The 26,033-nt window shown below is 58.2% G+C and carries 24 protein-coding genes; 14 read left to right on the top strand and 10 right to left on the bottom strand.

Annotated features, from left to right (window positions below):
• Positions 1 to 6 precede the first annotated feature (6 nt).
• The 4 genes from LPA46_RS10135 to LPA46_RS10120 form a co-directional block, all read right to left on the bottom strand.
• Entirely contained in the window at positions 7 to 1,245 is a 1,239-nt protein-coding gene (locus tag LPA46_RS10135; RefSeq protein ID WP_230892411.1) for a phage integrase SAM-like domain-containing protein, read from the bottom strand.
• Positions 1,246 to 1,696: 451 nt separating this feature from the next.
• A complete protein-coding gene (locus LPA46_RS10130; protein ID WP_089649982.1) occupies positions 1,697 to 3,373 on the bottom strand; it encodes a transposase in 1,677 nt (558 codons plus the stop codon).
• A 65-nt stretch (positions 3,374 to 3,438) separates the two neighbouring features.
• Complete coding sequence (locus LPA46_RS10125) at positions 3,439 to 4,323, bottom strand: IS1096 element passenger TnpR family protein (RefSeq protein ID WP_089649981.1); 885 nt, start codon at positions 4,321 to 4,323, stop codon at positions 3,439 to 3,441.
• The gene (locus LPA46_RS10120; RefSeq protein ID WP_089649980.1) at positions 4,320 to 5,291 is read right to left on the bottom strand and encodes a hypothetical protein; all 972 of its coding nucleotides are present in this window, start codon (positions 5,289 to 5,291) and stop codon (positions 4,320 to 4,322) included. The genes LPA46_RS10125 and LPA46_RS10120 overlap by 4 nt, the downstream gene beginning before the upstream one ends.
• Before the next feature lie 107 nt (positions 5,292 to 5,398).
• On the opposite strand from LPA46_RS10120, the gene LPA46_RS10115 reads away from it, so the two are divergent.
• Entirely contained in the window at positions 5,399 to 5,758 is a 360-nt protein-coding gene (locus tag LPA46_RS10115; RefSeq protein WP_089649979.1) for a hypothetical protein, read from the top strand.
• Positions 5,759 to 5,773: 15 nt separating this feature from the next.
• Here the strand turns inward: LPA46_RS10115 and LPA46_RS10110 are convergent, their stop codons facing one another.
• From LPA46_RS10110 to LPA46_RS10095, 4 genes are all read right to left on the bottom strand, one after another.
• Positions 5,774 to 6,682, bottom strand: a complete 909-nt coding sequence (locus LPA46_RS10110) for a hypothetical protein (RefSeq protein WP_089649978.1) — start codon at positions 6,680 to 6,682, stop codon at positions 5,774 to 5,776.
• A 55-nt stretch (positions 6,683 to 6,737) separates the two neighbouring features.
• Entirely contained in the window at positions 6,738 to 7,244 is a 507-nt protein-coding gene (locus LPA46_RS10105) for a twitching motility protein PilT (RefSeq protein WP_089649977.1), read from the bottom strand.
• The gene (locus tag LPA46_RS10100) at positions 7,241 to 7,609 is read right to left on the bottom strand and encodes a UPF0175 family protein (protein WP_089649976.1); all 369 of its coding nucleotides are present in this window, start codon (positions 7,607 to 7,609) and stop codon (positions 7,241 to 7,243) included. Before LPA46_RS10100 ends, LPA46_RS10105 begins: the two co-directional genes overlap by 4 nt.
• A 285-nt stretch (positions 7,610 to 7,894) precedes the next feature.
• Positions 7,895 to 9,571, bottom strand: a complete 1,677-nt coding sequence (locus LPA46_RS10095; RefSeq protein ID WP_080506105.1) for a transposase — start codon at positions 9,569 to 9,571, stop codon at positions 7,895 to 7,897.
• 404 nt (positions 9,572 to 9,975) lie between these two features.
• Here LPA46_RS10095 and thiC point away from each other — a divergent pair, with 404 nt between their 5' ends.
• From thiC to LPA46_RS10030, 13 genes are all read left to right on the top strand, one after another.
• Entirely contained in the window at positions 9,976 to 11,424 is a 1,449-nt protein-coding gene (thiC, locus tag LPA46_RS10090; RefSeq protein WP_049983665.1) for a phosphomethylpyrimidine synthase ThiC, read from the top strand.
• Positions 11,425 to 12,055: 631 nt separating this feature from the next.
• Positions 12,056 to 13,171, top strand: coding sequence for a biotin synthase BioB (bioB, locus tag LPA46_RS10085; RefSeq protein WP_049983664.1), 1,116 nt, complete (start codon positions 12,056 to 12,058; stop codon positions 13,169 to 13,171).
• A gap of 21 nt (positions 13,172 to 13,192) precedes the next feature.
• Positions 13,193 to 14,239 carry a hypothetical protein gene (locus tag LPA46_RS10080; RefSeq protein WP_049983663.1) on the top strand — a complete coding sequence of 349 codons (1,047 nt, stop codon included), beginning with the start codon at positions 13,193 to 13,195 and terminating at the stop codon, positions 14,237 to 14,239.
• A 15-nt stretch (positions 14,240 to 14,254) separates the two neighbouring features.
• Positions 14,255 to 15,457 carry an aminotransferase class I/II-fold pyridoxal phosphate-dependent enzyme gene (locus LPA46_RS10075; RefSeq protein WP_049983662.1) on the top strand — a complete coding sequence of 401 codons (1,203 nt, stop codon included), beginning with the start codon at positions 14,255 to 14,257 and terminating at the stop codon, positions 15,455 to 15,457.
• Positions 15,454 to 16,113, top strand: coding sequence for a dethiobiotin synthase (gene bioD / locus LPA46_RS10070; protein WP_049983661.1), 660 nt, complete (start codon positions 15,454 to 15,456; stop codon positions 16,111 to 16,113). Before LPA46_RS10075 ends, bioD begins: the two co-directional genes overlap by 4 nt.
• A gap of 799 nt (positions 16,114 to 16,912) precedes the next feature.
• Positions 16,913 to 17,905 carry a ParA family protein gene (locus LPA46_RS10065; protein WP_049983660.1) on the top strand — a complete coding sequence of 331 codons (993 nt, stop codon included), beginning with the start codon at positions 16,913 to 16,915 and terminating at the stop codon, positions 17,903 to 17,905.
• Positions 17,905 to 18,378: a hypothetical protein gene (locus LPA46_RS10060; RefSeq protein WP_049983659.1), complete on the top strand. Its 474-nt coding sequence runs from the start codon at positions 17,905 to 17,907 to the stop codon at positions 18,376 to 18,378. The genes LPA46_RS10065 and LPA46_RS10060 overlap by 1 nt, the downstream gene beginning before the upstream one ends.
• A 1,687-nt stretch (positions 18,379 to 20,065) precedes the next feature.
• Complete coding sequence (locus tag LPA46_RS10055) at positions 20,066 to 21,094, top strand: Cdc6/Cdc18 family protein (protein ID WP_230892409.1); 1,029 nt, start codon at positions 20,066 to 20,068, stop codon at positions 21,092 to 21,094.
• Between the two features lie 137 nt (positions 21,095 to 21,231).
• Positions 21,232 to 21,909: a helix-turn-helix domain-containing protein gene (locus LPA46_RS10050; RefSeq protein ID WP_330166333.1), complete on the top strand. Its 678-nt coding sequence runs from the start codon at positions 21,232 to 21,234 to the stop codon at positions 21,907 to 21,909.
• On the top strand, positions 21,906 to 22,592 hold the full coding sequence (locus LPA46_RS10045; RefSeq protein ID WP_049983655.1) for a hypothetical protein: 687 nt from the start codon (positions 21,906 to 21,908) through the stop codon (positions 22,590 to 22,592). Before LPA46_RS10050 ends, LPA46_RS10045 begins: the two co-directional genes overlap by 4 nt.
• Before the next feature lie 208 nt (positions 22,593 to 22,800).
• Complete coding sequence (locus LPA46_RS10040; protein ID WP_196219626.1) at positions 22,801 to 23,733, top strand: hypothetical protein; 933 nt, start codon at positions 22,801 to 22,803, stop codon at positions 23,731 to 23,733.
• A gap of 2 nt (positions 23,734 to 23,735) precedes the next feature.
• Positions 23,736 to 24,056, top strand: coding sequence for a hypothetical protein (locus LPA46_RS10035; protein ID WP_049983654.1), 321 nt, complete (start codon positions 23,736 to 23,738; stop codon positions 24,054 to 24,056).
• Complete coding sequence (locus LPA46_RS10030) at positions 24,053 to 24,700, top strand: ribonuclease H-like domain-containing protein (RefSeq protein WP_049983653.1); 648 nt, start codon at positions 24,053 to 24,055, stop codon at positions 24,698 to 24,700. Before LPA46_RS10035 ends, LPA46_RS10030 begins: the two co-directional genes overlap by 4 nt.
• Before the next feature lie 80 nt (positions 24,701 to 24,780).
• Here the strand turns inward: LPA46_RS10030 and LPA46_RS10025 are convergent, their stop codons facing one another.
• Positions 24,781 to 25,263, bottom strand: a complete 483-nt coding sequence (locus LPA46_RS10025) for a hypothetical protein (RefSeq protein ID WP_230892407.1) — start codon at positions 25,261 to 25,263, stop codon at positions 24,781 to 24,783.
• On the bottom strand, positions 25,260 to 25,871 hold the full coding sequence (locus LPA46_RS10020; protein ID WP_230892406.1) for a DUF7342 family protein: 612 nt from the start codon (positions 25,869 to 25,871) through the stop codon (positions 25,260 to 25,262). Before LPA46_RS10020 ends, LPA46_RS10025 begins: the two co-directional genes overlap by 4 nt.
• Between the last annotated feature and the right edge of the window lie 162 nt (positions 25,872 to 26,033).

The following is a 26,033-nucleotide window of genomic DNA, read 5'->3' as shown; positions in this document are numbered from 1 at the left end:
GGTCGTTCAGCTCTGTGGTCGTGGTTCGATTTCGTCGAGTGCTTCTGTCGCCACATCGCCAAGTTCGCCGGCCTCGATATGCGAGTACCGCTCACGAACCATCTCCTCCGAATTATCGAGATACCGGGCGGCGACGGTATATCCGAAGGCTCGAACGAGCACTTCACCCATCCCACGTCGACCACCGTGGGGCGCCAGATAGTCGTGTTTCGGATGGTCGATGTCGATCTCTGCGGCCTCTGAGAGTCGCTGGAGAATCGACCGTGCGCCGTCCGTGGTAATCGACGGGGGCCGGATATCCTCATCAAGCGCCAGCAGTAGGTCTCGAGCGTATTCTTCACGATGCTCAGTAATTGCCTCAAAGCGTTCCCCTCGGTCGGTGAGTTCATCCATTACGAGTTCTGCAAGCGTCCGTTGGTCGAACGTCGGAAACACTGGCCAGCGCTCTGTAGGGGGGTCCATCAGCTGGCGGTAGCTTCGCAGCGGCGAGATCACCGGGTCAGGGAGACTCGCGGCGTCCCACTGCTGTTTCTTCCGGTAGACGTCCATTACCCCCTCGTCGAGGGAGAGGTCCTCCCAGCGGACACCGCGTCGACGCGGGTCGTTCGGGTCCCGGAGGAGTTCACCGACGCGGACGGCCGTGTACGCGAGGACAAACACGAGGGCGCGGTCGCGAGCCGCCTTCAGCGCCGCGTAGCGCGCTCGCTGCTTGTCGAGGGGGTCAGTGCCCTCTGGGAGTGTCGTGTACGCCTCGATGGCGTCGCGGGCCCGTTCGTCGACGTGGCGGGTAAGCACATGGCGCTGCTCGGACGTCCAGGCCTGCTGGTCGCCGGGCTTGCGGCCGTCATCCTCTGGCAGCGGCGCCATCGCGCTCGCCCGCTGCGCGTAGTGCGCCTCGAGATACCCCTCGTTGACGCACCAGCCACACCACGCAGAGATATAGCGGTAATAGGTTTGTACCGTGTTCTGCTTGAGTCCTCGATCTCCGCCGAGATGCCGGGCGTACTTCCGGAACACGCGTTCGTCGAGGTCATAGAAGGTCGGCTCTCGGTCGACGTCGTCAGGGACGATCCCGGCCCAGTCCTCGTCGCCGCGGTCGCCGGCGGCCCACTCGGCGAACCGCTCGAGTTCGCGTGCAGCGTTGCGTCGATAGTTCCCGCCGTCGCCACCGCGGCCTTTCCCCTTGTCCTGGAGGTAGCGCTCGAAGCTGTCGTCGAGCGGCGTCGAAAGCGCTCGATCAGGCATCCACCGGCCCTCCACCGGCCTGCGGGCCCGGTCTCGGTGCCTCTACCCTGGGGGAAGCGCCGTCGTGAGGCGGTTGCAGCATTCGTGCTTCACCGACGGCGGCGGGGTACTTCAAAGTGGTCGTGATTATTGGCATAATCAGGACCACTTGCTGTATTCGGCTCACCGGAAGAATTCGGGAGTCTAGAGTCTCTTACCGTCGGAATTCCGCACTACAGGAAATTGTATATCGTATATCGCTATACAAAATCTCGGGCCCGTGGAGTTGAGACTACAGTGGGTTTAGCGGGCCTGTGATGCGTAGTTTCGACCGATTTGACGAACGGAATCTGCCTCAGATCGCTCTCGAAACGCGTGTTCTTGTTGAACTGGAAACTAACCCGGGGCATTTCCGAGGCTTCGGATAGTGTAGCCACTCAGACGCCGCGCTACCACGGGGAGAGTCCCCTCACTATCCGATTCCCGTTTCTTTCTTCAACAGCGTCAGTGTGTTGTCGGCTGTGACGATGGGCGAATGCTCGTACTCACCGGTCAACTCAACCTGTACGAGCAGATCCACCGCTCGCCAGATCGAGTACAGGAGACACGCGAACGCGAAGTAGAAGAACCGTAGGCCGAAATGCTTCGACGTGGTTGCGGCCATAAATCGCTTGATCGACTTGTACCCACTCTCGATCTCCCACCGATACCCATACTCGGTGAGGTGGCCACTCCTCCGATTCGTCATAAACACCGAATACTGTCGGTAATCGTTATGCTCGGAGTTCTCCTTTCGACGGTAGATCAGCGTCGTGTGGTGCCACTTGTTATCGCCGAGATGCAACTTCCGGCTGGTCTCATACCGATCCTTATCACGTTGCAGAAGGCGCTTGGCCTGGGCTTTCTCGCTGGTCTGCATTCGTTTCGGCACGACGTACGAGAGCCCGCGCTGGCTGAGCATCTCCAAGACGTGCTGGCTGTCGAACTCTCGATCCATCAGCACGTTATCGACGTGAACGAGGTCCTCCGCAGAGTCAAGCAGGTCTTCGACGATTTCCTTGCGTGTAACGCCTTTCCGCACGGGACGAGCATCGAGGACGAGTGGGACAGCGTTGCCGACTAGCTGGACTGTCGCCCACTGGTAGGCGTATTCGTCGGTCTTCTCCTTCGTCCCGATAATCTCGTCTTCGTGGCCCGTTCGGTCACCTGTGAAGGGATCGGCTTCAGTGATATCGATCGCTACGATCCCGGCACGATAGAACGCCTCCGTCGCTGCGACCTCTTCTAAGAGGCGACCCACCGCTTGCCGATACATCTCTCGAATCTGTTCGATCGAGAGATCACGAAGATGGTCACGGTGCGCGTGTCCCATCGGAGTCCGGTCACGAGTCGACTCGTGGATGAAACTGCGAGCTCCCTCGTTCGCGGCGAGATTCTCTCGCAATCCCAGATACGTTTGCAAGTCCCAAAACGCATTCTCGTGGATCTCACAGCCCTCACCACGATTAAGCGAGAACGCGGGGAAGATGATGTGGCTGACGTGGTCGGTGATCTTGCTCGCCTGGTCGAGAACGTCTCCATCGTCTGGCGCCGGCTGACCGGATTCAGTATCGTGGTGCCGGAGCGTTCGATCCGGTTCACGCGGGACCGTGATGCCCGCGTTCTGAGCGGTGATGAGGATCGTTCGAGCAACCGTTTCGATAGTCTCTCGGAGATTTTCCGTGAAGCGTGTGTGCCAACTTCGCCACAGCGTCGACTGATCGGGAATCGACTCGATACTCAGTTGCTCACGGATGTCAGAACGACGTTTGAGGTACTCAACGAGTGCTGTCTCGTGGTCCCACCCGTGGAGTTCTTTCAGCACGAACAGGCGAAAGAGCGTGGCCATCTCATAGCGTGTCGAGTTCGCGTAGCGATCGTGAGGGTTGAATCGAAAGTAGGCCAGCGGAACCGTACAGACGAACAGCTCAACGGAGGTATGGGCGTCATGATCGAACCACGCTTCCGAAACAGTACGAACGTCCGACTCCAGTCCGGCTAGCGAACCTCGGTCATACAACGGTGTCGAGTCGTACTTCGGCCACGCGACGTGCGATTTTCGGGCGATCCCACGAAAGACACTCCGGCGAGACTCACAGGTTGGTGCCACTACGAGACGCTGGACATTTCACAGCCAAGAACTCGTTCTCTTCGGCAGACAGTCAAGAGAGCAGCCTACAGGTGGCCGTATCCTATGCGCTCGAGTTCTGCTTCCAGTTCGACGTGCATCGCTTCGACAGTCTCCTCGTCGAAATGCTGCCCTGTCATCGCCCCCGATATCTCCGCGATTTCAGCGTGCCATCCACGTACTGCGTCCGCAAGGGCCGCGAGGAGTTCTTCCTCCGTCTTGTCTACCCCGTCGACTTCCTCGACGACCTGCCACCCCGGCTGAAAGTTTTCGAGGACGTATCCCCTCTCTTCGAACTGAATCGCGAACCGCTCGCAGACCGCCCCGAATCCGGTTTCGAGACTGAGCAGTGGTATGACGTGGACGATACCATTTCGCTTCTCCAACTCACGCAGATCCGTAACAGGGACAGCAGTTTCAGGGAGCACTGAATAGAGTGGGTCAGGGAGAGGCGAATCGCTTTCAGCGGCTCCTGGTGCGTCGTACTGGTCGTCGATGGACTCGCCTTTCTCTTTCATACCCTCGGGTGGTTTGTCGCTCGGATCATCGCTGAGAATCTCTTTCAAGATTGCGTAGAACCGCCATTCGTCGCCGTAGTCATAGAGGTAGCAGATACGGTCATACTGTTCGAGGCCGAGCTGGCGAGTCATCTCGCTGATCGTCACCTCGTCAGCGTTCTCAATCCGTTCCGTACGCAATACCGGATCACCACCAAGCGACTCCTCGTACTCCTGCGGACACTGGTATTTGACGGCGCTGTCCCAGTAGTCTTCATCCTCCCCGACGAACCAGAGGTGGCCCTGATCGAGTCCGACCGCAGGGTTGATCGCCGACTGAAACTCGGCGATCGTTCTGTCCGCACCAACGACGATATCCCGCCACAGCGACGTGGGGTCGGGGGCGAACTTGACGCGAAAGCGGTAGGCAGTCATCCTTGCATCTCCGTACCTGTGCGGAAGCTGGTGAGGTCGTCGATACGCTGCTCGAGGTCCTCGATCTCCTCTCGGAGCTGGTTCGCCTCGTCGTCCTCGCTGGCAGCAAGGCGGTCTTTCAACCCCTGCAATCGGGACTCTTTGACATCTTCATCGACCTCTGCTTTGCGAACGTATTCGCTTTCTTCGACCTCATACACATCGGATTCGGAGAGCGTGGTGACTTCAAGCGCTTCATCGACTTTCGAGCGGTCGACGCTCAGCACACGTTCGCGGTCGATGCCAGCGTTCTCGAGGCGTTCCAGTACCTCCTCATCGTCTTTGAGCGAGCGGTTACGGCGACTCGTCCGTTGGACGGAGCCATACTGCCCGGAAACCGGACGGTCGTGATGGAGCCGAGCGAGGAGGACATCCGCGATCTCCTTGCGGAATTCGTTAGCATCTCGCTGGACATCCGAAAGCAGAGTGTAGAGATTCACCAACGCGTCCGTCTCCAGTTCAGAGAGATCAGTCACATCGTGACGTTCGAGTGCGTCAATGAGGAGGAGCGCATCCGAGTAGACATCAAGTCCGTCGGGTTCAGTTCGTTCCTCGTCCGTTGGTTCCTGCTCTGCACCCATCACCTGCGTTGCCGTCGCAACCGCTGATTGTGTGATGATGCCAGCGTCCTCATCAACCTCGAATCGTGGATGGACACTCCACACCGCCGGGTATGGGTCGGCATCCGGCGGGAGACGATCAAGGTCAAACCCGTCGGGGGCGTCCTCAATTCGTCGATAGAGCGTTTCGAACTGGTCGCGCTGGAGTGGCCGCGTCTCGTTGCTGTCTTCGAACTGAATGATGACGCGAGCGTCCTGCACGTCAGTAATACGAAATCGCTGATGGGAGAGTGACGTGATGAGCGTCGCACTCTCGGGGAGGTCGTCGAGTTCCTCGAGAAGCGTGTGCCAGCTGGCGGTGAAAGACATATACAGTGGTTGCGTGCCATTCCGACTAAATCTTGTTCACGACACGGCCACTAGCGGGTCATCTCTTCAACAGACAGTCTGATACGTGGCTCTTCGGAAATACCGATATGGCTGAGACGTACGCACTCCGTGTTCAGATCGAGTCACACGAGTACGACGGCAAGTTCTATCTCGTCGGCGACGGATACGGAACCCCAGCAGACGTGTTGGACAACGTCGCTGCCGACCATCTCTTGCGGATCGCGAATGCGCCACATATCGAAGAGTACCTGCTCGATGTGCTGAAGCACGGAGAGAATACAGGTGAAGCCGAGTATAAGGGGACAGACAGCGATGTCGAATGCTGGATTCACGTCGACGTCCCCTACCAGAGGTACGCCTTCGGTGTCGGGGACAGCGTGTTCGAGTTCTCAAGCGAACCGACCAAGAGCGAAATCGCATCGACTGTCACGCAACTCCATTCGTAGGCTGTGGACTCTCGGTCAGGGATCGAAGTGGTAGATGTAGGGGTGGTCAGCCTTCCCAGCGGGCATAATCTCTTCGAGTAGCTCGCGAACCTCGGATTCGGAGGGGGCACTGGTGATGATCCGATCATCGTAGATCGCTACATAGGCTTCGTTGAGTTCCAACTCGCGCAGTTCGCGACCCAAACTTCGAGCTCGGGCCTTCCCCATCTCTTGATGGTAAATCCGCTCCAGTTTGTCGGTTTTCTCCCGTAACTGCTCGATCTCCGACGCGTATCGCTCTCGGTTGCGCTTGTTCTTCATGTAGAAGCGCAACTTCTCAGCATCCGTCTTTTCGGCTTCCTCGGGTGCTGGAAGCGAGTCGATTATGCCGAAGCGATGTTTGGCCTCCTCATACTCGTCGTCGATGTCAGTGCTGAGCGAGCCCCCGAAGATGATGTTCTTGACACCGATCCATCCATCGTAGACGATCTGGTCCTCGAACGGCAATAGGACGACACTCGAAACCGGGACTGGAAGTGCGGACTCGTCCCATAGTTCGGCGAACGGAAGCCGAGCCGGGCGGACTGCGTATGCTTTTGGCGGTTCTGTCCAATCGAGAAAGATCGCGTCGTCCTCGCGATAGCGGACGACGACGAACTCTCCGGCGACGAAGTCAGTCCACGCTGCGACCTGTTCGAGATCAGTCTCCGACAGGTCGGGAGGATTCTCTTCAACAAAGTCTTCTATCAGGTCCGTCGTCGACTCGTTGTACAGCGTGTTTCGGAGCGGGAGAAGCTCGTCAGTATAGTGCTGTTCAAGATCAGCGACCGTTTCAATCTCTTCGATGACCTCGAATCGGTCGTTGACATACACCAACAGATGAGCGTACAGGTCTAGAAACCGTTGCTCGCTCTCCTCGGACAGCCGTCTGTCGGCTTCACTCATCGGTAATAGACGTGTTCACGAGCACACTAATCAGGTGTTTCGAACTCTAAATCAGTCACCGATACTCGGAGATCGTTCGATACGGGACGTAGTAGCCGATCTCGTCGATCCACGTCGACAGCCACTCGTCAGCGGTTGATTCATCGATCTTCCCCGCATCGATTGCAGCCAACAGAACGCCAACTGACCCGACAACGGTCACACCCTGGTCTTTCGCAAACGACCGGGCATCTCCGTCGTCTGTCAGCAGTCGACCGTCGTGTGCGTCGGCGAGGGCGAACGCCTGTGCTTCCCCGGGGTCGAGATGCCCACCAACAACGGCTTCTCTGTTTGCGACAGTATCCGAAATAGTCGCGACTGGGATTTCGTCGTCAAGCGTATCGAGTGCTGACTGGAGATATGAGTGGTTATCAACGCCGTGTTCGAGCTCCTCACGGACGACTGGTACCGTACAGATTCCAGAGAGGGAAGCAACTACCCACAGCTGATCGATGTACGCAAAATTCGAGAGTACAGTCGTGTTCAAGACGCTCGGGTTCGCTGGGAGATCGTCACCTGTCATTTAACACGTGACTCCTCATCAGATGAGTCCTCATCATCGAATTCGAGTTCGGGTGCTGCCTCTACCTCGTAGGCTGCGTCGTCTTCGTCAACGAGCCCGAGTCGGAGTTCCACACCGTGCTCACGGAGAATATCCCGCATCGTCCAGCGGTCGACATCAGCGAGCCTCGCAGCATCACCGAGCGTAATTCGTTCGCGTTCGTAGAGGGCGACTGCAGCAGCGATGCGTTCGTTTTCGTGGTCTTCGAAGTACTCACGCACGAACTCTCGCAGCGCATCGCTCTTTCCCCCGAACACACCTGCCTCGACAGCACCCTCGATGAGGAGGTCGAGATCGTCTGGATAGGAGCCGGTGATTCGTGCCATCGTTCTATCCGAGACTACGTTTTCATACTATTTATGAACTGTGCCAGAATGCCATATGCATTGAGACGACCTGTCTCAACTACTGTCGGGCCCTGGAAGGTGAGACTACGGCGGGTTTAGCGGGGCTGTAATGCGTGGTTTCGGGCGAATTTGTGAGGGGAGGACGCTTCGAATCCTCTTTCGAGGATCTTCTCGTGTCGTACTACCGACCAGATCGGTGAGTTTCCGAGATCCCCGACAGCGTTGCCACTCAGGAATCCGCATTGCCCCGGACCGAGTACCGCCCTATCCAATTCCAGTCTCCTTCTTCAGCAGCGTCAGCGTATTGTCGGCCGTCACAATGGGTGAGTGTTCGTACTCACCCGTCAACTCGACTTGGACGAGTAGGTCGACTGCTCGCCAAATCGAGTACAATAAACAGGCGAACGCGAAGTAGAAGAACCGCAGTCCGAAATTCGTCGACGTCGTGGCAGCCATGAATCGCTTGATCGACCGATAGCCACTCTCAATCTCCCACCGATGGCCGTACTCACTGAGAAAGCCGCCACCTCGGTTGGACATGAACACCGAGTACTGCCGGTGATCGTCGTGTTCAGAGTTCTCTTTACGTCGGTAGATCAGCGTCGTCTCGTGCCACTCATTCTTCCCGAGATGGAGCTTCCGGTCGGTCTCGTACCGGTCTTGCCCCCGTTGGAGGAGTCGTTTTGCCTGGGCTTTCTCGCTAGCCTGCATCCGCTTTGGGACAACAGAGGAGAGTCCCCGCTGGCTAATCATCTCCAAGAGGTGCTGACTATCGAACTCTCGGTCCATTAGCACGTTATCGACGTGAACGAGCTCTTCAGCGGAGTTGAGCAGGTCCTTGACGATCTCCTTTCGTGACTCGCCTCGTCGAACTGGGCGGGCATCAAGCACGAGCGGAACAGCGTTGCCGACCAGCTGGACGGTCGCCCATTGGTAGGCGTACTCGTCGTTCTTCTCCTTCGTTCCGATTATCTCGTCCTCGTGGCCGGTTCGGTCGCCCGTGAAGGGATCGTCCTCAGTGATGTCGATCGCGACGATTCCAGCTCGGAAGAACTCCTCCGTCCCCGCAAGTTCGTTGGTGAGTTGCTGGACGGCCTGTCGGTACATCTCGCGGATCTGCTCGATAGGGAGGTCACGAATCTGGTCGCGGTGGCCGTGTCCGAGTGGTGTTCGATCACGCGTCGACTCGTGGATGAAGCTCTGAGCGCCCTCGTTGGCGGCCAAGTTCTCACGGAGCCCCAGATAGGTCTGTAAGCCCCAGTAGGCGTTCTCAGGAATCTCACAGCCCTCGCCCCGGTTGAGCGAGAACGCGGGGAACACGACGCGACTGATGTGGTCGGTGATCTTCCCTGCCTTGTCGAGGATGGCTTGGTCGTTTGGGTCCGATTCAGTAGCGTCGTCGCCTCGCCCCGGGAGGTTTCGTTCTGGTTCGCGTGGTACCGCGACACCTGCGTTCTGTGCTTTGATCAGGATTGTTCGAGCCGCTTTCTGGACAGTGTCCCGAAGATCTCGCGTGAAGCGCTCGTTCCATGTGCGCCACAGTGTCGATTGATCGGGAACCGTCCCCAACTCTAGGCGTTCACAAAGTTCGGGATGGCTATCAAGGTACTCGAGGAGTGCTGTTTCGTTCTTCCATCCGTGGAGTTCTTTCAGCATGAACACACGAAAGAGGGTATCCATCTCGTAGCATGTCGATCTTCTGTAGCGGTCGTGGGCCTCGAATCTGAAGTAGGCTATTGGGAGTGTGCAGATGAACTGCTCCAGTGAGTCGTGTTCGTGGTGAGTAAACCAGACTTCCGAGACGATTTGAATATCCGATTCTAATCCGGCGAGTGAGGTTTGATCGTACAACGGCGTCAAATCATAGACTGGCCACTGGACGTACGGCTGTTGAGCGATTCGTCGAAAGACCGTGCGCTGTGACTCCCAGGTCGCAACCACTACGAGATACTGGCCACGACCCGGCCAAGAATCCGTCTAACTGATCAGTATAGAGGATCTAGTTACCGCAGCTGTCCGGCGACCGAGCGGTCCGGAGGACCCGGAAGGTCGCCGGTTCGCTCGCCGAAGGCGAGGCCAAGAGCCGACCATCGGGAGGCTCGCAGGCTTTTGGTCGAGCTTTTTCCAAGGAGCGAGCAACGCGAGCGACTGCAGCAAGAGGTCGGTGTGCGGGAGAGTTTAGCAGGAGATTCGCTAGTTACTACCCCGAAAGAAACTGTGCGTGAACTTTTCTATGACACGCTCGCAGAAAGTAGTTTTACTCAAATCTCACTCCGCTACAGAGTGGCGAATACAAGTCGTCCTTCCCATAGGCTATATTACTTAGTAGTATAACTTGGTTATTGATGGCAAAGACTCAGATCCAGCTGGCCAAAGCAGGCGAAATCACATCTGCTATGAAACGAGTTGCCGAGCGCGAAAACTGTGATCCGGACTTTGTTCGACAGCAGGTTGCCGACGGACAAGCCGTCATTCCGAACAATCATGCGCACGAATCGCTTGACCCGATGATTATCGGACGGGAATTTTCTACAAAGGTCAACGCGAACATTGGCAATAGCGACACGACTAGTGGTATCGAAGGCGAACTCCAGAAACTCCACACTGCGGTCCACTATGGTGCCGACACTGTGATGGACCTTTCAACCGGCGAGGATCTTGATGACATCCGTAGCGCTAATATCGAGCATTCACCCGTGCCGGTCGGAACCGTCCCGATTTACGAGGCTGTCAAGCGTGTTGACAGTCCCGCCGAGATCACCCACGAACTGCTGCTCGACATTATCGAGAAGCAAGCCAGGCAGGGCGTCGATTATATGACTATCCATGCAGGCGTGCTGATGGAACATCTTCCACTGACAGACGGCCGAAAGACTGGAATCGTCTCGCGAGGGGGGTCTATATTAGCCCAGTGGATCGAAGAGAATGGGATGCAGAACCCGCTGTACACGAAATTCGAGGAAATCTGCGAAATCTTCGCGGAACACGACGTGACGTTCTCATTGGGCGATGGCCTCCGTCCCGGTTGTCTCGCAGATGCGAGCGACGAAGCCCAGTTCGCCGAACTCGACACACTCGGCGAACTGACTCGGACCGCATGGGACCACGGCGTTCAAGTCATGGTTGAAGGCCCCGGACACGTCCCAATAGACGAGATCGCCGATAACGTCGAACGCCAACAAGACGTCTGTGACGGTGCACCATTCTACGTCCTCGGCCCGCTAGTCACCGATGTCGCGCCGGGCTACGATCATATCACAAGCGCGATTGGGGCGACCGAGGCTGCTCGTGCAGGAGCGGCGATGTTGTGTTATGTTACACCGAAGGAACATCTCGGTCTCCCTGACGAAGAGGACGTGAGAGACGGTCTCGCAGCCTATCGGATTGCAGCCCACGCTGCTGACGTCGCGAATGATCTTCCGGGTGCACGTGACTGGGATGATGCACTTTCCGAAGCGCGCTACGAGTTCGATTGGCGCAGGCAATTCGAACTCGCACTGGATCCCGAGCGTGCCCAAGAATACCACGATCAGACATTGCCTGGCGACAACTACAAGGAAGCTCGTTTCTGCTCGATGTGTGGTGTCGAGTTCTGCTCGATGCGAATTGATCAGGACGCACGGGATGCCGACGGTGAGATGTCTTCGATTGATGACGAGACTAACCTTGACGCTTCGCCTGCTGCGGATGTGAATCTCCCGCCGGTTGGAACCCATGACACGAGTCGCGTTCCTGATGAAGTCGAAATCAATGGTGTCACATTTACTCCTGCAGAATCACACGCAGACGATTAACCTTCAACAGTTCTGAAATTTATTTTTGGGCCACTCAATACGAGTGATCGCGACTTCGAAACCTGTGCTGACTATGTATCCTGTACTTACCGATTCCTCTCGGTCTATTTCAACCATTGTAGCGTGACCGACTCAGAGCGTCTATCTATCAGTCTGGACACTAGTAATTTCGAATCGTGCGCCTTCCTCGTCGCTGTCGGTCACGGTGATCTCCCACCCGTGAGCGTCAACGAACTGCTTGACGATATACAGCCCAGGCCCTCACCGTTGGTTGAGTCCTCCAATTCAAACACCTGCTCACCTACGTCTTCAGAGATACCCGGCCCAGCGGCTGCCACGTAGAAGCCGTCCTCCAACTCACCAATCGTCATAGGCACGTCCGCAATCCCGTATTCGACCGCATTCCAAATCAAATTCTCCACCCTTGCCGGAGCCGACTCGCATCAGCCTGAATTGTTTGCTCTGTGTCGGTGACCAGCGTCGTATCGGCTGTTGGAATGGTCTGCCAGCACTCACTGTCTCCGCAAGATCAATCGCCTCGACCTCGCTCCGCCTCACCCTCCATCCTTATCTGAGCACTGCCGTGAATGGAAACCCAAGAATTATATCTTCGTCAACTGGCTTGGCTAGCATGGTTTACGAGACAGGAAATCGCACCGTCGACGACGCTGTCGCCCGCGTACTCGACGGCGAGACACTCGACCGCCGGGATGGACTCGCACTGATTGCCCAGACGGTCGAGCCCCTCGCCGAGGGAGCGGACTACGTCCGCTCCCAGCTCGGCGACGACACTGTCGACGCGTGTTCCATCGTGAACGCGAAGGCGGGCAACTGCGCAGAGGACTGTGGGTTCTGTGCGCAGTCAGTCCACTTCGACACTGGTATCGACACCTACGGCTTTCTCGACCCCGAACAAATTCTCAAGGCGGCCAAGCAAGCCGAACGCGACGGCGCCCAGCGCTTTGGCGTCGTCGTCGCCGAGAAAGGCGTCTCCAAGGAAAAACGCCCCGACGAGTGGGACGACGTCATCCGCGCAATCCGCTTAGTACGAGACGAAACCGACGTCGAAGTCGACGCCTCCCTCGGGATCCTCACCGAAGAAGAGGCCGCGATTCTCGCGGACGAAGGGCTCAATCACTACAACCACAACATCGAAACCTCGCCGCGTTTCTTCCCCGAAATCGTCGGGACCCATGACTTCGAAGACCGCGTGAAGACGCTCGAAGTCGCCAAGGAAGCCGGTATGGACCTCTGTGCCGGCGTTATCCTGGGCATGGGCGAATCGCCTACCGACCGCGTGGACGCGGCCATCGCGCTCCAGGACATCGGGGTCTCCTCGCTCCCCGTCAACATCCTCAATCCGGTCGCCGGGACGATGTTCGACGACCGAGAGGAAGCACTCATCTCCACGGCGGAGACCATCAAGACCATCGCGGTCTACCGACTGCTCCACCCGCACGCGCGAGTGCGGCTCACCGGCGGTCGCGAGGTCAACTTCGCTGAGGACGAGCAACACCTTCCCTTCGAGGCCGGCGCGGATGGCATCCTCACCGGGAACTACCTCACAACCGAGGGCCAGTCCCCCGGCGACGACATCGAGATGATGGAGCAGGCCGGCATGGAGCCCAATACCGAGGTCAACGATTTCGACCCGGAAGAAGTGAAATCCCGTGATGGCGACTCGGCCGACCCCGCGGGTACGGCGGTCGGGACAGCCACGAGCAAGGCGGAACTGTCTGATGACTAACACAGAGATACAGCAACAGCTATGAACGACATCAACTTCGCCGTTCTCGGCACTGGTGGTATCGGCCGTCGCGCACTCGAAGTCTCCGCGGACAAAGACGAACTCACCCCTATCGCAGCCTGCGACCGCCATGGAGTTGCCGTCAACCACGACGGCCTTGATGTGGACGAACTGCTGGCCGCAACGGAGGGGAACATCGCTTCCGACGGCGGGACTACCGTTGAATCCGGCGGTGACGACATCAAGGAACACGGCGACGACAAGGGCGTCGTCGCCTCCGCACAGGCCGAGCCGACGGAGACGCCCATCGAGGACATCATCGCCGAACACGAGGCCATCGACGCGGTACTCATCGCGCTTCCGAACCTCGAACACGACTTCATTCCGACTGTCGCCGAGCGCTTCGCGAACGCAGGCTACGAGGGCGTCCTCGTCGACGTGCTCAAGCGTTCACGTGTCATCGTCATGCTCGACGACCGCGAGGAACAACTGGAAGAATCAGGCATCACATTTGTCTGCGGTGCGGGCGCGACACCCGGCCTCCTCACGGGCGCGGCGGCACTCGCCGCCCAGTCGTTCATCGAGATCGAGGAGGTCGAAATCTGGTGGGGCGTCGGCCTCAAATCCGGCTACGAGGACAACCGCGGCACCGTCCGCGAGGACATCGCCCACCTCCCCGACTACGACATCGAATCGGCACGCGCCCTTTCGGACGAGGAGATCGAGGAAATCGTCGACGCTCACGACGGCGTCATCGAGTTCAACGACATGGAGCACGCCGACGACGTGCTTCTCGAACGGGCGGGTATCTGCGACGCTGAGGACGTGACCGTCGGCGGCGTCCTTGACCTTCGCAACGACGAGAAGCCCACAACGACGACCGTCAAAGTCACCGGTCGCACGTTCGATGGCGAGGTCGGTACCAACACGTTCGAACTCGACGACGACACGAGCATGGAAGCCAACGTGAACGGCCCTGCACTCGGCTACCTGAAGGCTGCCGTCCGCCGCAACTGGACCGGCGATTACGGCGTCTACGGGCCTGCCGAGCTCATGCCCGGGTTCTGAACCGTGCAGCAGCAGATGGATCGAGGGTTCGACCTCGAAGCACGCCTCCAGTCCCGGGAAGAGCGTGGGCTCCGTCGCGACCTCGCTCCTGTCGACCGTGTCGAGCCGAGGGCTCGCCGGGTGCCCGACCCCGGTGCCGACGTACCGGCCTTCGACGCCGATGCCGAGGAAATGCTGGTGTTCGCAGCCAACGACTACCTCGGGCTCGCGGGAGACGCCAGACTGGCCGAGGCAGCCGCCCGGACAGCCCATGAAGTCGGCACTGGCGCGGGCGCCAGCCGGCTCGTCGTGGGCGATACATCCGCTCACCGCAAGCTCGAACACGCACTCGTCAAATCGAAAGAAACCGAGCGTGCGCTGGCGTTCTCCTCGGGGTACGCCGCCAACATTGGGACGATTACGGCGCTCGCCCCCGACGCGATCTTCTCCGACGAACTCAACCATGCCTCCATCATCGACGGCTGTCGGCTCTCCGGCGCCGATATCGAGGTGTACGACCACTGTGACGCCAGCGACCTCCGGGCGACCATGGATCGCCGTGCCCGCGAAGCAGATGGGGAGGAATCCTGGCTGGTCGTGACAGATTCGGTATTCAGCATGGATGGCGACATCGCTCCACTCAGAATGATATGTTCGGCCGCCGAGCGCCACGGCGCGTGGGTGATGGTCGACGAAGCCCACGCGACGGGCGTGTACGACGGCGGCATGGTCGGTCAGCTGGGACTCGAAGATCGGGTTCATGTCCAGTTGGGGACCCTCTCGAAGGCGCTCGGTGCCCAGGGCGGGTTCGTCGCCGGGAATGAGATGCTCATCGAGTACCTGGCGAATGCGGCCCGTTCGTTCGTCTTCTCGACCGGGCTCTCCCCGCCTGCGGCGGGTGCCGCACAGGAGGCGCTACGTATCGCACGGGAGACGGACCGGCCCCAGACGCTCCAGAATCACGCCGATTACCTCCGGTCGGGGTTTGAGGACCTCGGCTTCGAGGTGCTCGGTGAGACCCACATCCTGCCCGTGCTGGTCGGAGACCGGGAGGATGCGGTCGCGCTCGATGAAGCGCTCCGCGACCGCGGGGTGCTCGCCCCTGCCATCCGCCCGCCGACCGTTCCGGTGGGGATGTCACGGCTGCGCGTCGCTCCCACAGCCGCACACACGCGCGAGCAACTCAACCGCTGTCTCGACGCGTTCGAGGCCGCCGGCGAGGAGGTGGGGCTGCGATGAGTTTCTTCGTGCTTGGCACCGGGACAGGTGTCGGCAAGACTGTCATCACTGCCGGCCTCGTGGGCTGGCTCCGCGACCGCGGCCGCGATGCAGTCGGTATCAAGCCCGCACAGACTGGCTTTCCACCGGACGACGACGCTGGCTTCGTCGCCGAAGCCGCGGGAAGCGAGGACGCCAGTGTCTGCCTGCGCTATCTCGAACCCGCGCTTGCCCCGGCAGTTGCCGCAGATGTAGAAGATGTCGCCCTCTCTTACGACGAGATCCTACAGGGTTGTCGGCGCGAACTAGAGGCTGCTGACCCGGGTATCGTCGAAGGGATTGGCGGTCTCCGGGTGCCGCTCGCTGAGGGGATGGAGGTCGTCGACCTAGCCGCCGATCTCGGGTTACCGACGCTCGTAGTCGCACGCTCGGGACTCGGCACGCTCAATCATAGCGCGCTGACCGTCAAGGCTCTCGAACGGCGCGGTCTTGACGTGTGCGGTGTCGTCCTCAACGATTACGCTGGCGAAACGCTCGCCGAGCGGACGAACCCCGACGTACTCGAATCGATGGTCGACCTGCCTGTGTACACAGTGCCGGGACTCGACCTAGACACGCCGGGCGAAGCGGTGACAGCGGTAAAGGAAAACCTTCCGCCGAGTGTATTACCTGAATAGCGCCTACGACGGACCCAGAGGAATTGATAGATTCTGGGATTGATCCGCCTCAAAGCCGTATGCATTGAGACAACCAGTCTCAACTTCTGTTGGTAGCGTCAGATACGGCGAAATCCCGAGAAAGCTGGTCTTGAGCGGCTACAACAGCCTACTCCGGCGTTTTCCCACTGGAGATGGACGAAGAGCGGGTACAGAGGCCTCGCCCTCGAAAGTGACTCTCGACCGCCGGCGTTGAACCCTTGCTCGGCATTAGAACTCTCGAGAATTGAAGCAGACCGATCCACATCTTCAGAACCAATCCAGAATACGTTGCCTGTTACAGGCGTCTGTAAGGGGTTTCTGCATCTCGCCTCTATCCAGCGTCAGCCCCGGCCCCGTGGACGTGAAGTTCCAGACGAGCGTCTGTACCGAATTTCTGTAACAGGCCTCTGTCCCGTCTTGCCCCGCACAGAGAACCCAGCTGGCTATCGTCACCGAATGTTCGTAACGGACGGCTGTAACTACTGGCTGTTACAGATATCTGTAACGCCCATCTGTATCAGACAGCTCGTCCCGCGGTCGCGTGCCAGATTACAGCAATAGGCCCCAGAGACAAATTACAGACTACCATTACAGTCAACAATTCCAGACAGAGGGTTTAATTTCCAATATTCGGGAAATGCACTCATATGGGCCGCTCGGACGTACTATAGCATAAATTACCTCTATTACAGATGGCTGATACAGACTGCTGTTACAGATTGCTGGCCCGATTGTCTGACACAGATATATGTAACAGGCACCCAAATAGAAGGAGTGTATGATATCCCTCGTCGTCTACTCCGAATCAGGAGGCACGTACAAGACCACTACGACCGGAAACCTCGCAGATGCGTTCCAGCGCGCAGGTCTTGATACTCTCGTCATCGACCTGGACCCCCAAGAGGGGAACCTCACCACCCTCTTCGACGTCGGTGAAGACCGTAGCGACCCCGACGCAGACAACATCGTTCGTCACATTCTGGAGCGACCAAAGGGGCCATTCAAGGACCTGATCAAGACGAGCAGTGAAGGCGTCGACGTCGTCCCGAGTCACGATATGCTCGGTGACTTCACAAGCAATCTCGAACAGAAGATATCCTACGAGGCTCAGATGGAGGGGATGGACAAAGAGGACTACCCGCGGTTCGAGCTTCTCTACAACCTCCTCTGGGAACAAGAGGAACTCCAGAAGGAGTATGATGCTGTTCTCATCGACCCGAACGCGCGTGCAGAAGACCTCCTCTACAACGCGATCTACGCCCTTCGAACTCTCGTTGCGCCTGTCAAACCAGCCGGGAAGGGGAACCTGAGTCTCGACGGCCTAGAACAGCTGGTCACTGGCATGGAGGACAAACTGGATATCCAAGTCGGACTCTCCTGTGTGGTTCCGAGCGGCGTCGGGCAGACGAACGCCCACCAACAGTATCAGCAAAAGTTCGAGGGGACTGAAGAGTTCGCGACGCCAGTCTCGATAGCTGACCGCGAGAGTATGATGGACGAGATGTGGGAAGCACGTGGGTCGGCGTTCAAGGTAGTCGAAGAACGCTGGAAGACCCACGAGGTCGACGGCAAGATGGTTTCTGAACCGGGCCAGCGCCGCGTTCCTGACCGTGAGATAGATACCCTGGAAGATCTCTGGACGCTGGCGTACTTCATCGGGACAGAGACGTTCGATGCGGACATCCCAGAAGAGCTCACGCTAGAGATTCAGGACCACGAGAATGTGACTCTCCGCCCCTCATTCGGTGAAGAGCCTGAGGTGACTAACTGATGGGGGGTATGAAGAAGGGGTCTGGCAACCTCGATTTCGGAGAAGAGGACGACGACTCGGACAAGAGTCCAGAACCCGAGTCTAGCGAGGAACACGAAGAGTCCGAAGCAACCAGCACCGAGGAGGAGACCGACGTGACGGTCGATGGCCCGAATGGAGATGATGCAGGACGACCGGGTGCATCGACGGCCACGGAGGAAACGAAGTCAAATTCCAGCGAGGGTTCGTCGAGGTACCCATACTTCGTGCGTCGGAGCAACGTCGGAGACGAGCGAGACAACCGTCTGGAATTGTTCGCACGCGACGAGGTCGTCTCCCAGGAATCGGAGTTTCGGAGTCAACTCGCGTCGGAATTGGGGGCCGATGACATCGCGAAGACGGATGCTCGCGAGTATGCGCTTCTCGCGGCGTTCAACAACGTCGAAGAGGTGGCAGAATTGATGCGTGAGGACGGGTACGGCGAACTCGATTAGCACCGGCGTCTTTCACTTTCACCCCGGGACTGCTGAGGTTTTATTCAGAGTTCAACCTAAAACAGTCGCTCGATATAGAGGGGGGGAATAGCGGATAGACTACCGCGGGTCAGTGTGACGGTAGCCCTGAACAAAATGGCTGACAAAGATTCTGCACCACTCGTCCAAATCGATGAACTCACGAAAATCGCATCGATAGATTTGGAAAACATTGACAACGTGAGCCTTCTCTTTGAGATGACCTTCTCGCATTTCTGCTAGCACTTGATGACGAGGACTATGCATCAGTGGCGGAGCTCTGCGGACATGTCTGAAGACCTAGAAATGCTAGCAGACGAGTGAACAACCTCGCTATGAAACGTCATGGTGGGCAGCCGTGTTAATTTGGGCTGTCAGTTGCTGCTGTGTGTCGAGACCAGTATGGAATCGGTTGATAATCTCGGTTTGATGCTTCGGGCAGGTGAGAATCGCGACAGCACCGTCCCCAACCGGGACGAGCGGCTGGTGTGGCGTATGTGCTGCGAGGCCGCAACTGGGACAGCTCACGCCGCCAGCAGGCCGGTGGTTGAGGAGGTCAGCGGATGCCTCCGACGTGTATCCACAGGTCGAAGCGAACTGCTGTAGGTGGTCGTCACAGCCGATAAGTGGAGCTGTAAGCTGGTCGAGAAGCAGGAATGACAGCATATGCCGGTCTGGGGACTGGAGGGCTGACTCGCACGCATCGCACTGCATCGGGGGAAGATCCTGGTTTACAGCTGAGTCGTGGTGCAGCGAGTCTCCGAGGTCCATCTGAGATCGTCGATTGCCACGCCGGACGGGTAAGTGATAGGGAGCACGAAGCCGTTAGATACCCATAGAGAGTTTAACCAACATCTGGTGTAGTTCACTCAGTTTGTTGGTTAAGTTCGGTTTACCTCAATAGCTTCAAATTACTCGTGGATTGCCCGTCGTGTGAACAGCAGAACTACCACAGCCATACATTTCTGAAAACAAGAGTGAAAGCGTATCTCCGGGTCGATCTACAAGATATCTCGTTCACACGAGATTCGTGGTTTCGTGTGTACATACCAGAAATCGCCGGCCACGACGCGCAACCCCGTGGAGTCCTGTAGAGAAGTGCTGTTACGTATCGGCCTTCACGGTCACAAAATCGGTTTTGACCATTCGTGTCCGCATTCGGAGCACTCGAAAATATAGCTCGGTTCCTGCTCAATAATCTCTCGGCGTTTCGCCTTCACCAGCCGATACCCGCAGTTTGGACAGGTCGCAAACGCCATTATCCACGGACAATATACGGCCGTGGAAAAACGTCCACCCTATGGAGTTAGGTTCTCTATTTCGTGCTTCTTTCAGCAGGATTTCCGAGGGGACTGCGTGTCTGGGGCCGGTTTCGGCTGGAGGCTGAGCGGGGCGTGGGGAGTGTTTTGAATTGGTGGCCTTAGCCACACTATCGGGTACAAAGCCGCCGACTAGGGCCCCTGATGTAACGCGTTCTTCCCCATCTGATGAGATGCTTATTGGCTGAGATCCGATTCCTGAAATTCCCGGAAGCCCTAGTTTTCCGTAAACAGGAATCGAGTGACAGCGTAGGAATTGAGATTGCTCTTGTGGTGTTACTTGGGTCGTTTCCGGAAACGACCCGGTCACGCTTTTAGGGGTAGACGAAAAATGAGACGACCACAGACAGATGATCCGCGATGCTCGCGTCCTCCGCGCCGGGTTCGTCCCTCGAGAAGTCGAGCATCGCGACGCCGAAGTCAACCACCTCTCCAGCGTTCTCGAGCCCATCACGAACGGAGAACCAGCCGACACAGCTATCGTCACCGGACCCAGCGGAACGGGGAAAACCTGTATCTCGAAATTCGTCACGGAACGACTTCGGGAAGAAGTTCTCGACGTTGAGGCCATCTACGTCAACTGCTGGCGCAACTACACTCGGTTCCGCACGCTCTACCAAATCCTCGACGACCTCGGCGCGACCATCGACATCCACCGCCAGTCGACGCCCCACGACGAACTCGTCGACCGCCTCCAACAGCACGACGGCGCACGAACCGTCGTCATCCTCGATGAGGTCGACCAGCTCGAAGACCCCAGCGTCATCTACGACCTCCACAGCCTCCCACAGTTCGCGATCATCTGCATCGCGAACAAGGAAGAGGAGCTGTTCAGCCGCGTCGACGACCGCCTCGTGAGTCGCCTGCGCTCCAGCGAACACGTCCGGATGGACAAGTACCACGACGAGCAGCTGTACGACATTCTGCGTGCTCGCGCCAAGTGGGGCCTCAACGAGGACGTCATCACCGACGACCAGCTTTACCGAATCGCCGACGCGGCCGCCGGCGACGCCCGCCTCGCAATCGGCATCCTCCGGACGGCAGCCAGCACGGCCGACCGCGAAAATCAAGAACAGATTACTGACGACATCCTCCGCGATTCAGCCGACGACGCCCGTGCTCAGATTAAACAACGAAGTCTCGATTCGCTCACGCCGCACCAGCGGACTGTCTACGACATCGTTCGCGAGCACGGCCCGCTCGGACCAAGCGAGATTCACGACCGCTACACAGAGGAGGTCGATGACCCCCGGACGAAACGGACCGTCCGGACGTACCTCTCGAAAATGGAGCAATACAATCTCATCGAGGCAGAGGGCACGAGTCGGGATCGGGAGTACGCGCTCGTCGATTCAGCAGCCGCGTCGCCGATGCAGTGACCGGAAAAGGGTCGCGTACGCACGTCCCGCAGGTAGCCGATTTAGGCGGAAATTCTATGTAGTGGTATCTCTTTAGAGATAGCTAGAAGCGATACCGACAGCGCGAGCAAGAGGCGATTTCAATAATGAACGAGTTAATGGATGCCACAGCTGCGAAAATTGTGTTAGCAGTCCAGCGTGGCGATTCTATCAGCCGTATCGCGAGCAAAATCGACGTCTCGTACTCGTGGGTGTACGACTGGATTGAGCGATTAGATGACGCAAAAGTTATCGCTAATACTGATAATGGAATCCAGGTCGTCGATCACGAGATGCGCCAGCAGTACGCCGAGATGATGGCTGCGTTGTACAGCCGCGACACCATCTCGCAGGAAGACGCGTACGTCATTCCACACTTCGCCGGAATGGAGTTCGCGTACACGGAAATTGACGCGGCATACGTCTGGACACACGGCGGCTTCCAGATCGCGCGGAGCCACGACGACTATCCGGTGTTCATCGAAGTGCACGACCGTGACGTCGAACGGTGGATTGCGTTCTTCCAGCAGTTTGGCGTCGACACGACGATCAACGAGCGCCCGGATGCCAACGACGTCGACGGAAACGTTCACTACGTGTTGTTCCCCAAGACCGGCGAGATCGACGCCGAGTGGGTCGACGGTAACCCCGTCATCCCGTTGGACGATACCGTCAGCCAGATGATGGAGAATCGGCCAGCATACGAGCCCGCCTTGGAGATCATCGCCAACGAGTACAACAGGGACATCGATGCATCACATCACAGTGCCATAAGTGCGAACGAACAGATGGAATGAGTCTTCCCGAGCGACAATCCGAGCTGATTGACACGCATCGCGCGGTCCAGGATGCCGAACTGCCGTATGTTCTCGTTGGCGGCTGGGCAGTGTCCGCGTTCCAAACACGGTTTACGACCGATATCGACACCGTGATTCCGGACACTGCACTCGACGACTACGATATCCTCCTTCGTGACCTCGGATACGAGAAACAGTTCGAGCAGGACGTCTCGAACGAGTACGACGGGCGAATTGTTCAATACACAAAGGGGGTCGGAGCGAACACCGTCAAATTCGAGGCACTCGTAGATGCGATGGGATGTCGACAGACGGACGCGGAGTGGTCGTACCGCTATCTTCACGAACACAGTACCATCGAATCACTTGACGTCGCCGACGACCTGGACGGGCGAATCCCGGAACCGGCCCTGCTGTTCGCGATGAAACTCCACAGCGGGCGAAAGGCCGATACCCGCGACCTCGTCGTGATTAGCTTGCGTGCGGATTTCGACCGCATCGAGCGACACGTCCACCGTGGCGACCCGGAGAAGCTCGATAAACAGATCGAGATGGTCCTGAATCGACTTGAAGAAGATGGGTTCGAAGACTCGTTCAAGGGCGTCTTCCGACAAGAGGAACTGCCAGCAGACGCGGTTGACAACCTCGTTTCGTTCCTAGCCGAGCAGCGAAACCAGCTGTGACGTATTAACCAACAGAATACACGAAAACTCGTTTTGTTGGTTAACTCTCCAATACGGGGGAACTCAGTTCTGGAAACGTTCTCGGAAACCATTAGCTATCCACAGAAACCCGACGACTGGGAACAAGTTTCCCACCTGTCTCGTGCCTTCCCTGAAACGCGGAAGCGCCACGCCGCGGCTTATCGGGAACGTAGACAACTAGTCGAGTATGAGAGAACACTCAACGTCGAACCGATTAGCGGTGGACCAGCCGACACGAGGAGCTGACCGCAATCGGTCCCTCGCTGACCAGGCCGATCCGGCTACGGACGAGATGCTGCTGCCGCAGCTCGACAACGGCATCACCCTGCTCGACGTCGAAGGAGGCCGCGGCGTCCCGATCCTGCAGTCGCTCGTGCTCGACCATCTCCTCCTACACGACGGGCCCGCCTTCTGGGTCGACACAAACGGACACGCGACGACGACGACACTCGCCCAAATCGCCCCTAGTCAACGGTTGCTCAACCGAATCCACGTCGCCCGTGGATTTACCGCCTACCAACACTACGGCGCCGTCTGTGATCTCCCGACGGCAGTGAATAAGGTAATCCAGACATCCACCGCCGACGCCCGGGCAGCCGGTCGAGGGGAACCGAGTCGTGACGAGGACACGTCGTCCCACACACCCGCCCTCATCGTCGCCCCGGCCGTCGACGCCCAGTATCGCACCGACGATACCCTCGGCGAAACACACGCGAAAACCCTCCAAGCCCGCACCCTTGCCCGGTTAGCGACCTACGCCGAGGGGTACGACATCCCGGTGCTCGTTACGCGTAACGAACGAAACGAATTCACCGAGTCAATCGCGACGGTCGCCGACCAGCACCTCGAGTGCGAGCAAACTCGGATGGGGCCACGGGTCGTCGGCGAGAACTTCGAGACACTCGTCTATCCCGTCGATGACGGCGCGTACTACCAGACGACATTCGCGTACTGGCGGCAGCTGCTCGCGGCACGCGCCACGCAGGTCGGCGTGGAACCGACGACGCCGACGCCGTCGACGCCGACCCCGGAGGGCGTCACAGCTGACGGTAAGACGGTGGCGGCCACCGCGGACCCCTTGCTCGATGCGTGGACCGCGACCGGGACAGGAGGCCGATAGCGATGGGGCGCACAAACCCGACGTACCGGGATGCACTGCGGGCCATCGAAGAGCGGTGGGCGGAGTTCCGGCGGGCACTGCGGCGTCGCGACCAGCCGCGCCTTGACCGGCTGTTCGAGTACGCCCGCGAGCACGCCGACGCGAGCGGGCTGTTGAACCACCAGAATCCGCTGCTGCCGTCGCTGCTTAGCATCGATCTCGAACAGGAGGCCCGCCTCGACGACCACGAGGAACGCCTGACAGAGCTTGAGGAACGGCTTTCGGAAACTGGAGGAAAACAGCAGCAATCGCCTGCCGAAGGTGACACTGGAGGTGCAGAATGACTGAGTTGACGACAATCGCCTTCGACATCGAAACAACGGGGTTCGAGACCGATGACGAACTCACAGTAGTTGGGTTCGACTCGACGGTCTCGTCGCGAGTGTTTCTCAATATAGACGGAACGACACCACAAGCAGGCTTCACAGATCGGCTCAACGACACCCTCCAGACACCCATACAGCTCTCACTCCACGACAGCGAACAGGAACTCCTGAACGAACTGGCGACGTTCGTCACGTCGACACTCACCCAACGCGATGCAAAGCTCGTCGCGTACAACGGTGAACGGTGGAACGGGGGATTTGACTTGCCGTTTCTCCGGACTCGTCTCTGTACCCACGGGCTCGAGTGGCCCTTTGGAACGCTGCCATACGTCGACGTGATGGATGTCTTCGAGACACGCTTCAATACGAGTGAGGATACGCTGAGTGGCGTCTACGAGGAACTGATCGGCGCCGGAATGAACGAGGTCGATCCATTTACCGACAGTAGTGAGGCAGTCACTGCGTGGGAGGAGGGCGCCTACGAGCCACTCATCATCCACAACGTCGCCGATATCCGACGAACTCGAGCGTTGATGGAACTTGCAGAACAGTACTGCTCGAAGTCGGATTTCTCGATGAAATCGCTCGAACCAATCGTCTGAGGGCTAGTTGTACCCGTTCCGAAAACACGAGTCCCCCGCCAGTAGGACAAGGCGGACACGCCTATCGTCTAAGAATCAAGCTATGGCGGGTTCTCAGCATCGTTGATCCCTTCGAACGTCTCGTTGGTATAGGCGTATCGCCATCGTTGGAGAATCGCTCGTGTCACAAGGCCGGTCTCAGACACAGCAATACAGGATTCCTCGACGGGACGACTCGGAGCGTCGGGTGGTGGATGGAAGTGTCGTTTCGGCGCGTCCGGTTTTGGATGGCAATCGAACCGGAAATTCTGATTCCGGTCGTCCGTGTAGTGGACCGCATAGTTTTCGGTTAGACTCCACCGGATGTCGATCCGAGCGGTTGACGCTGCACCGACTCCATCGGACAGTTCGACCGAGAGCGTCTGTGGATTCAACGGATCGTCTAGTGACGCTGTCTCGGCCAGCGGCTCCTGCTCCATGATCAGGTCTCGAATCTCACGCAACGCCCCGGGGTCAATAGGCCCAAATACCTCGGATTGCTCGACCGGCTGAGACTGTTGAGAGGGGGTCTCGTCGCTGGTCATACGACGATGGAGGTATCGCTATCGCCCTCATCGTCGGGATCTGTGCCAGTCAGGTGGCCCGTATTGCTTGCTTCACCGATTGCGAGTGTTGCTTGTGCGAGTGCGAGGTTGCGTCGCGTCGTTTGCCATTCCGTGAGGCGGGCACCGTAGTCGCTATCGACGTCGTCGACGTCTCGTTCGCGGGCGAATTCTTCGGGTGAATCGACATCATACTCCTCACGCCATTCCTGTATCTGTGCCTTCATATCAGCAATACCGGACGCGATTTCTTCGGGGGACAGTTCCGCGAGCAGCGACTGTGCATGTTCGGTGACAATCGCTGTTTCCGATCGTCGATAGCACGTCGTCTGCCCGTCTTGGGAGGTTGTTACTTCGCCAGCGCTTTCGAGCGTTCGCAAGTGCTTCCGTGCCGTGGTTGCCGAGACGCGGGCGCGGTCGGCGATCTCTCCGGCGGACGCAGGGTCGTAGGTAGTGCGGATGATTTCGTACACTCGTTCAAACGGCGTCGTCTCCTCAATCCAGTCTTCTTCGACGACATCGTTTACGTCGCGGTGTTCGGTCCCGCCATCCGGAATCATTCGATTGGCTGGGGCCATCTCCTCGGACATGATATACCAAACAACGAGAGGGCAGCATAATAATCTGTGGGACAATATTTTGTTCTCTTGGCTGCCTACTGCCGTTCCCACAGCGTTTCGATTCGCTCTTCGACGTAAACTCGCCATTTAGGTTGGAATGTCCCTAGTTCCACAGATGAAACGAAGCTAGTG

The organism is Halobacterium sp. KA-6 (assembly GCF_021029015.1).
Taxonomy (GTDB): domain Archaea; phylum Halobacteriota; class Halobacteria; order Halobacteriales; family Halobacteriaceae; genus Halobacterium.
Note: the sequence above shows the minus strand (reverse complement) of the source record. Positions and strands in the feature narration are given on the sequence as shown.